The sequence below is a fragment of the Bradyrhizobium manausense genome, assembly GCF_001440035.1.
Taxonomy (GTDB): domain Bacteria; phylum Pseudomonadota; class Alphaproteobacteria; order Rhizobiales; family Xanthobacteraceae; genus Bradyrhizobium; species Bradyrhizobium manausense.
The window spans coordinates 19960-29744 of sequence record NZ_LJYG01000018.1 but is presented as its reverse complement, the minus strand read 5'-3'; the positions used below and the strand labels follow the sequence as shown (position 1 = coordinate 29744).

General features: G+C 61.5%; 7 protein-coding genes. 3 read left to right on the top strand and 4 right to left on the bottom strand.

Annotation, left to right across the window (positions count from 1 at the left end):
* On the top strand, window positions 1–994 hold a 994-nt coding region (locus tag AOQ71_RS42475; protein WP_083513880.1), incomplete at its 5' end, for a transposase.
* 242 nt (window positions 995–1236) lie between these two features.
* Here the strand turns inward: AOQ71_RS42475 and AOQ71_RS03950 are convergent.
* The 4 genes from AOQ71_RS03950 to AOQ71_RS03935 all read right to left on the bottom strand — a co-directional run bounded on the left by AOQ71_RS03950 (window position 1237) and on the right by AOQ71_RS03935 (window position 6247).
* Window positions 1237–2514 (bottom strand): MFS transporter, encoded by a 1278-nt coding sequence (locus tag AOQ71_RS03950; RefSeq protein WP_063958178.1) that lies wholly within the window; start codon window positions 2512–2514, stop codon window positions 1237–1239.
* Window positions 2515–2750: 236 nt separating this feature from the next.
* Window positions 2751–3773, bottom strand: a complete 1023-nt coding sequence (locus tag AOQ71_RS03945) for a methyltransferase (protein WP_057742098.1) — start codon at window positions 3771–3773, stop codon at window positions 2751–2753.
* 689 nt (window positions 3774–4462) lie between these two features.
* Entirely contained in the window at window positions 4463–4834 is a 372-nt protein-coding gene (locus AOQ71_RS03940) for a hypothetical protein (protein WP_057742093.1), read from the bottom strand.
* A gap of 369 nt (window positions 4835–5203) precedes the next feature.
* The gene (locus AOQ71_RS03935) at window positions 5204–6247 is read right to left on the bottom strand and encodes a SphA family protein (protein ID WP_157083355.1); all 1044 of its coding nucleotides are present in this window, start codon (window positions 6245–6247) and stop codon (window positions 5204–5206) included.
* A 337-nt stretch (window positions 6248–6584) separates the two neighbouring features.
* Between AOQ71_RS03935 and AOQ71_RS03930 the strand changes: the two genes are divergently transcribed.
* Window positions 6585–9269, top strand: a complete 2685-nt coding sequence (locus tag AOQ71_RS03930) for an arylsulfatase (RefSeq protein WP_057742079.1) — start codon at window positions 6585–6587, stop codon at window positions 9267–9269.
* A gap of 59 nt (window positions 9270–9328) precedes the next feature.
* Window positions 9329–9616, top strand: coding sequence for a hypothetical protein (locus AOQ71_RS03925; protein ID WP_245316686.1), 288 nt, complete (start codon window positions 9329–9331; stop codon window positions 9614–9616).
* The last annotated feature ends 169 nt before the right edge of the window (window positions 9617–9785 follow it).

Below are 9785 nucleotides of genomic sequence, written 5' to 3'. Positions count from 1 at the left end.
CAAGCAACTCGACCGCTTCCGGGATCGCTTCACGGTGGCCGGTGCCAAGGATGATCGCCGCGACGCTCATGTGCTCGGAAGCTCATTGCGTACGGACTGTGCGGCCTTCCGCCAGCTTGCGGCCGACAATCCGGTGGTGATCGAGCTGCGCGAGTGGTCGCGCATGGCGGAGGAGCTGCAGCAGGAGCGCACGCGGCTTGCCAATCGCCTGCGTCAGCAGTTGTGGCGGTACTATCCCCAAGCGGCCAAGCTGACCGACGATGTCGCCGACGACTGGTTCCTGGCACTTTGGCAAAAGGTGCCGACGCCGGACAGCGCGGCCAAGGCCAGCGACAAGGCGATCGCGCGCATCCTCAGCGCCTATCGTATCCGCCGCCTCGATGCGGCGACGGTGCTCAAGACTTTGCGCGAGACACCCCTGCTCGTGGCACCGGGCACGACGGAGGCTGCGTGCGTGCATATCCGCAGCCTCGCGGCCCGTCTGCGCCTGGTCAATCAGCAAATCAAGGAAGCGCAGCACAGCCTGGACCGCCTGTGCGCCAAGCTCGAAGAACAGGAGAGCCCCGCGGGGCAGAATCCCGAGCAGTGTGACGTGGCGATCCTTCGCTCCTGGCCGGGAATCGGCAGGATCGTTCTTGCCACACTGCTCGTCGAGGCCACCGAGCCTCTGCGCAGACGAGACTACCACGCCTTGCGCGCCTTGGCAGGGGTCGCACCGGTGACGCGGCAAAGCGGCAAGCAACGCTTCGTGATCCGCCGCCTGGCCTGCAACAGGCGGCTGCAAAGCGCCGTTCATCACTGGTCGCGCGGCGCGCTTCAATACGACGCCGCAGCCCGGCGACGCTATGATGCTTTGCGGCAGCGCGGACACGGCCATGCGCGTGCGCTGCGTGGTGTGGGAGATCGCCTGCTCTTTGCCTTGTGCGCGACGCTCAAGCACCAGACGCCCTACGACGCAGACCACAACAGCGCGAAGATCTCGGCAGCAGGCTGAGCCGTTCCTTTGTTCGGCCGCATGCGACCGTTCCTTCGTCCCGACCTGCCGAACGCAAGAGCGCCGCGCGCAGACGCTGTCCAGGATGCCATAGGCACCGGCAAAGCCGGCGCGAAGCGTCCTGGATAGCGTCGAGCACGGTGCTATGGTTATCTGTCAGGGACTCCCACCCTTGACGAAGGGTAGGAGGTCCTACGAGACTGTCGGCAGTGCCGTTCCAGTCGCGTTGCTCCGAGCGCCCGTTATGCAGGAGCCGGCACCGCCGGACGCTTCACCAGCGTAAAGGCTGCCGCAGCGAGCAGGCAGAGGATCCCGGCGACGAGAAAAGCTGGCACGTAAGTCCCCAGCGCATCCCTGCTGACGCCGGCGGCAAAGGCCATCAGGCCAACGCCAAGCTGATGGGCCGCAAAAATCCAGCCGAAGATCACCGGGCCCATCTCCCGCCCGAACGCGCCGACCGTCAATTTCACCGTCGGCGGAACGGTCGCGATGAAGTCCAGCCCGTAGAGCATCGCAAAAGCGCTCATCGCGCCCAGCGTTGCGTTCGACTCCACCAGCCAGATCAGCGCAAGCCCGCGAAATCCGTAATAGATCGCCAGCAGCCATCGGTTGTCGAAGCGATCGGACAACCAGCCAGAGCCGATCGTGCCGACCAGGTCGAACACGCCGATCATGGCGAGCAGGCCTGCCGACGTCACGGCCGGCAAGCCGAGATCGCCGCAGAACGGGACGAAGTGGGTCGAAGTCAGCCCGTAGCTCGATACGCCGCAGATCAGGAAGGTCAGCGACAGCACCCAGAACACCAGCCTGGTTGAAGCAAGGCGCAGGCCGCGGAAGCTGATCGTCGCAAAGCTCTGTGTGGGAATTGCGGGGATCGGCGGCATCACCGTCTCCCCGAGCGGCGCCAGGCCCAATTCCTGCGGGCGGTCCTTGCCGAGCAACAGAAACAGGATGATCGACAGCAGAAGACCGAGTCCGGACGGCAGCAGCGCGACACGCCAGCCCCAATGTTCGGCGATCCACGCGCCGAGCGGCATGAAGATCAAGGTGCCGGTTGCGATCGATCCGTTGAGGAGACCGACCACCAACCCGCGATGGGTCGTGAACCAGCGTACCGAAATGACAGCGGCGAGCTGCAGCGCAGTCAGCCCCGGCGCCAGGCCGAGAATCAGCCCGAGGCCGAGCCACATCTCGAACCGGTTGGTCATGACGATCGTCAGTAGCAATCCGGCCAGCGCCAGCGTGCCGGCGATGGCCAGCATCATCCTCGGTCCGTAGCGGAGCATGAGGCCGCCGGCGAACGGTGCCACGAGGCCAAACAGCGCAAAGCGAAGCCCTTGCGAGGCCGACAACTCGCCCATGCTGACGCCGACGTCAGAGGCGATCTCCCGCATCAGGACGCTGGGCACGCCGAGGGCCGAGCTTGCAAACAGGGAGTAGAGAAATCCCACGGCAGCCATCACCCAGCCGTAGTGGATGTTTCGAGCAGCGGCATGTCGTGCAGCAAATTCCGCAAGCATGGCCAAATTCCCTTGATGGAAATGAATTCTCTGGAAACCGGACAAGCCTATGCCGGAGGGGGTGTCCTCTCAAGGCGAAATTGAGGGCAGGGCAGAGGAGCGCCGCGCCGAGTTTGCCGGCGTCTTTCGGATCACCTGAAGCAAGCAGACCTCGCATCGCTGAGAGCTAGGCCATGGCCAAACCTCAGGCTACGAAAGCGTATCTGAGGCGCGCCTCACGGCCGTGACGCAAAGCCTCACACGCGTTCAGCCTTACTGGGGACCGCTTCGATGACCTGGTAGAGCGAGCCCGCGCGAGCCGTGCCGCGCGTCTCGAATCCGGCCGTACGACACAGCGCGGAATACTCGTCGTACGTTCTTTCCAGCGCACCGAGCATGACGAGCATATTGAGGTCACTGAGTTTCGAGATGAGTCCCTCGTTCGGCGGCTCCACAACACGCTCAACGAGCAGCAATCTGGCGTCGTCAGTCATGGCGCGGCGGCAGGTCTTCAGGATGGAAATCGCGTCCTTGTCGTCCCAATCGTGGATGATCGCCCGCATCACATAGGCGTCAGCCCCTTCCGGGATGCTTTCAAAGAAACTGCCAGCAACGATGTCGCACCTGTCGGCGACACCATGGCTGTTCAGAACTGCGGCCGCCTTGCCGACCACGTGCGGCTGATCGAACAGTGTTCCGCGCAGGCCCTTGTTTGCAGCGAGAATTCCCGCCAGCAGTTGGCCTTGACCACCCCCGATGTCAGCAACGTGACGAAAGCGGCTGAAGTCGCAGGCGGCGATGATGGCCTCGATGGCGCCGCGAGAATTGGCCGTCATGGCTCGGTTGAAAATCGCGTTTTCATCCGGACGGGCGCTGCGATACTCCCATACGCTCTGACCGTTGAGATGCCGAAAGGCGTTCTCGCCGGTGCGGACGCTGTGTTCAAGATGCGCCCAGGCCTGCCAGGCATAGGGACGGCCGACATAGGCGGCCCAGCCGTCGAGTGGAGTGGGCGAGTCGGACCGAAGACACTCGCCCATCGGGGTGAGCGAGAACGTTCTGTTCTCAGCCTCGTGGAAAACACCGGCTGAAGCCAGCGCGCGCAACAGCCGATAAAGCGTTCTCGGATGCGATCCGCTAAGCCGAGCGAGTTCGTCGCTGCTGAGTGGCCCGTGACTGAGGTGGTTGGCGATGCCGAGCCGGGCCGCGACGTGAATGGCTTGCGAAATCTGATAGCCGTTAATCAGCCGCGTAAGATCCGAGAAAGCATTGGTCGTCATGGCCTCATCTCCTCCCTGGCTGTGCGCATAGTAAAGATGCATCGGGCGGGCATTCGTGCAAACAGATGATATCGGCATAAGTTGCGGTCGCACGCTGTAGCACAACGAACGCCCTTCAACGATCTGTGACATGGCGATGGCGACAATTCGACTTCGGAGCAGTGATCAGACACCAATGTCTGTTCTGGGTCCGACAGCTGAACTTGTCGGCCGGGTACCTGCTCAATCCGCCTCTCACGGTACGTCGCGTCGGCCCTAAGGACGGCCCGGTACCCGGTTGCGAGCTTGACCTCCGGCAATTTGCTTCACCAACTCAGCGATCTGGTCGGCGCCTGCGAAGCCAAGGTCGGACAAATGAGAATTCAACACGCCAGCTTCGGGCGGGTTAGCAAGCCCCGGCTGATGATCCTGGAGACTTGATCGCATAAGCTGCGTGATTTTGCTGCCATAATGATTGACTCATAGATGTAGCTGTTAACCGCAACTAGACCTTTAGAACGCAGTCGCTCCAGTTCTGCGGCGTCGAGTACGCAGGTTGGCCATTGTATAACATCAGCAGCGGGCTTCGAGTGAACCTGAGCATTCAGAAATTGGCCGCGGTTTTGCGGCGGCAAAAGCAGCGCCGGGGCCGATCGACATCACTTGCAGAATTGTAGTGCTACCTGGCGAAAGCGGCTCGCCCGCGCCCACTATTGCTTGTTTCGGTTCTTGCTAGCCCCTCTGAGCGGCGGCGTCGATGCCAGCGCAGTTGCGGTCTCGGCCATTTGGATGCAGGTGAGCAAATCGACGTAGCTTTGGGTTCCTCCTGTTATGGCCTCACCTTCGCAGGCATCGCGGACAGCGGGCTTGGCCGACAACCACACCGTGCCGAGCTGCTGCTGCGCTGTCGTTTCATCGCGCATGCAATCGGTAAAGCTTTGCGCCAACGCCAGCCCCATCGACTTGTCCGTTTCGGACGTCGCCTTGCAAAGCGCTTCGACCTTCAGTTCGGGAACGCGATCAGAAGCCGGTATGACCATTGAACCCGCAAGCAGTGCAAGTGAGAGCAGGGCGCTGTTCATCTGTGTCTCCTTGCTAGAATTGCCCCGGCTGAGCCGGCGGTGGGGACCAATCGGACCTGAGATTGTTTGGATTGGCACGATCAAACAGATCCTGCCGCAACACGAAGCCGCGCCAGGCTGGAGAAACAGGGGACGGTGAACGCGAGACCTGAGCCTTTGCACCAGTTGGACGAACGTAATGGTCCGCTGCATGGGCAGGCTGAGCGAGCCCAATTTGAAAAGTCGCAAGCACGGCAAGAAAGCGAGCGCTTATCATGGCTGTACTCAACGATCGACGCTGCAACCAATATGGGACAGGGAGCCACGGCATTTCGGGATCGACGTTGATTCAAATCAACCCAAACAACGGCGCCTGACGATGCCGCGCTGTCACTTCGTGATGATGTGCTTTGTCGGCGTCACAGCCGGGGGCGGCGCCGCAGGCGAGATGACAAAGGTCACCCAGGCGTTCCAGCCCTCGGGCCGGTTTTCCGCGGCGAACTCCTTGTAAGCCTTCAGGTTCAGATAGCCCTGCATGTCGCCCACCGGGAAGATGAAGCCGACCTGCGGGCCTGCGGCCGCGACCTGCGAGCGGAAGCAACCGACGCGATCGGCAAAGCCGCTGTCGCAGCCGAGTTGCTTGTAGACGTAACCTACGAGACCGACCTGGACCTGCTTGGTCAGGAATTGTGAGGCGCCCCAGTCGAAATGCATGTCGACGCCGCTTTGATATTGCGTATCCGTGTTCTTGAAATTGTATGTGAAGCCGAGCACGCCGGACAGTTCATGCCCCGTCTGCGGATTGAAATAGGTGTATCCGCCGCCAGCGTCGATCGTCCCGTGCCCTAGCCCGATATTGGCGAGACGGGTCGACTGGTAAGCCCCGACCGGAATATCGCCCGTGATGTAAGTCATGTAGTTGTTGACACCGGCATTCCAGCGCAACGCGAACTGTGGGATCAGGTCGCCGAAGCCTGTCACGGAGTCGCTGATGGAATCGAAGCGAGAGAAGGGAATCGAGCCGCCCGGCAGTGCCAGTGTGCCCGTGACCAATCCGTTAAGCGAGGTGGTATTCGCCCCGTAGATGCCGATCAGGCTGGCAGAGGCCTGACCGCCCAGCACCGGCGTTGCAAACACGTAGGTCGCGTTCAACAACCCGAGATCCACATTGGCATTGACGTTTGCGTTCAACGTCGCCGTCAGATTTGCGGGGATGCGCCCGATCTGAATCTCTCTCGCGCGGGCTACGTCGGCTCCGGCGGACACCGAGGTGTGATAGTAGATCGCGGCGGCCGTCCAGCCCGGCTGCTGAGGGGTGGCAGCGAGGCTGCCGAATGTGCCGGGAATCCAGAAGCTGATACCGCTTTCATCGGCCGAGGCCTTGGTCGGTACTGATGCGACGGCTGCAATTGCAATGACCGCAAACGCCTTCATCATCCCCATGATGACTTCTCCCGAACCACAAGCTTCGCTCAGTGGGAGCGCCTGGTACGATGCCGACGATATGACAAAGGCGTCTACGCTGGCCACAACTACCTAAGGCAGCAGGAATATTTGGCAATCGAATGTAGCAAACGAAGCACAGTACAGCGCTATCTTACCTCCAGGGAGAAAGAACGGTTCAGGCTGTCTCGGCGACGCGCCCATCCGCTCACGTTGCGCAGAAAAGTCGCTCCGAACTTGAACCACCATTTGATGCGTTGATCTACATCAAGGCCCTTTTTGATGCCGTGGGCAGATCATGATTTTTCATTTGGAGGGAGGAATTGCAATGAGCGCTGCCCGATCCTTCGTCTCTGCATTTGCGCTTACACTTGCCTTTTCAGCGCCGTCATTTGCGCAGCAGGCGCAACAAACCGCACCGCCACCCGGTTCGCCGGCCGCGACGATCACCATTCCCGGCAATCAGCTTCCGCCGCCACCAGAGAAATTCGGCGGGAAGATCGAGCGCGATGCCCGGGATTCGAAACCGTATTGGCCGGCTCGCGTGGTGCCCCCTAAAGGCGCGCCGAATGTCCTCCTGATCATCACTGACGACGCGGGTTACGGCGTGCCCAGCACCTTCGGCGGCGTGATCCCGACGCCCGCGCTCGACCGAATTGCACAAAACGGACTGCGCTACACCAATTTCCATTCGACCGCGCTGTGCTCGCCGACGCGAGCTGCGCTGATCACGGGACGCAATCATCACTCGGTCGGCTATGGCGTGATCGCCGAGCAGGCGACCGGCTATCCCGGCTATGACAGCATCATCACCAAGGATAAGGCCACGATCGGGAGAATTCTGACCGACAACGGCTACCATACCGCCTGGTTCGGCAAGAACCACAACACGCCCGAATATCAGGCGAGCCAGGCCGGCCCGTTCGACCAGTGGCCGACCGGCATGGGGTTCGAATATTTCTACGGGTTCATGGGCGGCGACACCAACCAGTGGGAGCCCGGCAACCTCGTCCGCAACACGACGCCGATCCATCCCTATGTCGGCAAGCCTGGCTGGAACCTGATGACGGCGATGGCCGATGAAGCCATCGACTACGTCAACCGCATGAATGCGCTGTCGCCCGATACGCCGTTCTTCGTCAAGTTCGCGCCCGGTGCAACGCATGCCCCGCATCATCCGACGCCCGAGTGGGTGAAGAAGATCAGCGACATGCACCTGTTCGACCAAGGCTGGAACAAGCTGCGCGACACGATCTTCGAGAACCAGAAGCGGCTCGGCGTCATTCCGCAGAGTGCGAAGATGACCCCATGGCCGAAAGACCTGATCAAGGAATGGGACCAGCTCTCGGACGACGAGAAGAAGCTCTTCATCCGCCAGGCCGATGTGTTCGCGGCCTATGTGGCGTATGCCGACAGCGAGATCGGTCGTGTTATCCAGTCGATCGATGATCTGGGCAAGCTCGACAACACCCTGGTCATCTACATCGAGGGCGACAACGGCACGAGCGCGGAGGGCCAGCCGACCGGTACGCCCAACGAAGTGGCAATGTTCAACCAGGTCACCCCGTCAGTCGAGGATCAGCTCAAATATTTCTACGACGTGTGGGGTACTGACAAGACCTACAACCACATGTCGATCGGCTGGGCCTGGGCATTCGACACGCCATTCTCCTGGACCAAGCAGATCGTCTCGCATTTCGGCGGCACGCGGCAGGGCATGGCGATGTCCTGGCCGGCTGTCATCAAGGACAAGGGCGGCATCCGCGCCCAGTTCCATCACGTCATCGACATCGTGCCGACCATTCTCGAGGCCGCACAGATCAAGCAGCCGGACATCGTCGACGGCATCAAGCAAAGCCCGATCGAGGGCGTCAGCATGATGTACACGTTCGATGCCAAGAACGCGAATGCGGCAACGACACACACGACGCAGTATTTCGAGATGTTCGCCGATCGCGCCATCTACAACGACGGATGGATCGCCAGCACGAAGGTCTTGCGGCCACCGTGGGTGACGGTCGCGAAGCTGCCGAACCCGGGCGACTACCCTTGGGAGCTCTATGACCTGCGCAACGACTGGACCCAGGCCGAGGACGTTGCTGCCAAGAATCCGGACAAGCTGAAGGAGTTGCAGGCGCTGTTCTGGAAGGAGGCGGAAAAATATCAGGTGCTGCCGCTCGATTCGACGGTGGCGTCGCGCATGATTACACCGCGTCCCAGTCTGAGCGCGGGCCGCACGAACTTTGCCTGGACCCGACCGATGACCGGCACGCCGAACGGCGACGCGCCGAGCCTGCTCAACGCCTCCTATAACTTCAAGGTCGACGTCGATATTCCAGATGGCGGCGCCGAGGGCATGCTCGTGACGCAGGGAGGGCGTTTCGGGGGCTATGGCTTCTATGTCCTCAAGAACAAGCCAGTCTTCACGTGGAACCTCGTCGACCTGAAGCGCGTGCGTTGGGAGGGACCTGATCTGACCCCCGGCAAGCACCTGATCGAGTTTGACTTCAAGTACGATGGTCTTGGCGCGGCCACGATGATGTTCGGCGATTATACCGGCATCGGCCAGGGCGGCACCGGCGCGCTGAAGGTCGACGGCAAGGCGGTGGCCACGGAGAAGATGGAGCAGACGCTGCCGTTCATCCTGCAATGGGATGAAGCGTTCGACATCGGCTCCGACACCGGCACGCCGGTGGACGACAACGACTATCAGACACCGTTTGCCTTCACCGGCAAGATCAACAAGCTCACGCTCGACATAGAGCGGCCGAAGCTGAGCCCGGACGACGTCAAGCGTCTGCAGCAGGCGGCCCGGGCGGCCGGTGACGGTCCGTCCGCCGACACCGGAAAGACGGGTTCGGCCGAACCACAGGTCGGAACCGTCGGCCTGAGCCTGGTAGACAAGATCCAGTTGCGGATCGACAAGCGCGAAGCCTGCCGCAAGCAGGCCGAAGCGAAGGACCTCGGCATGGTGGAGCGAGTCAAGTTCGTCCAGCAATGTGTCCAGCAGTGATGCGAGATGGGCGGGAAGCCAGCCGGCTTCCCGCCGGGTCCAATGCAGAGGATGGCGGGATGGGGTTCTTGAAACGTAGTTGCTCGATGTGGCTATCGACCGTTGCACTGATTGCAGCTGTGGCGTTCGCCGGAGCGGCAGCGCAAGCCGCCGAAGAGACGGTCCAGGGGATGCTCGCCGCGCAAATTCGCATGCAGGGCTTCGCCTGCGACAAGGCGCTCGGCGCGACGAAAGACGCGAAGCGTTCGCGGCCCGATCATGCGGTATGGATGCTCAGATGCAGCAATGCGAACTACCGGGTGAGCCGCGCGCCAGACATGGTTGCCAAGGTCGAGCCGCTTCGTTGACGAAGTCAGCAGTCCAGCATCGATTGGCGGAAACATGCAAAGCGTGATCGATCTGATGCCAGTCACGCCCTCGATTGACCAGCTTGGCCGCATTATCGCACGACAATGACCTTCACGTTTAAGCAACTGACGTTGAACGGGACCGGTGAGCGGACGTGGCAAGAGGCTC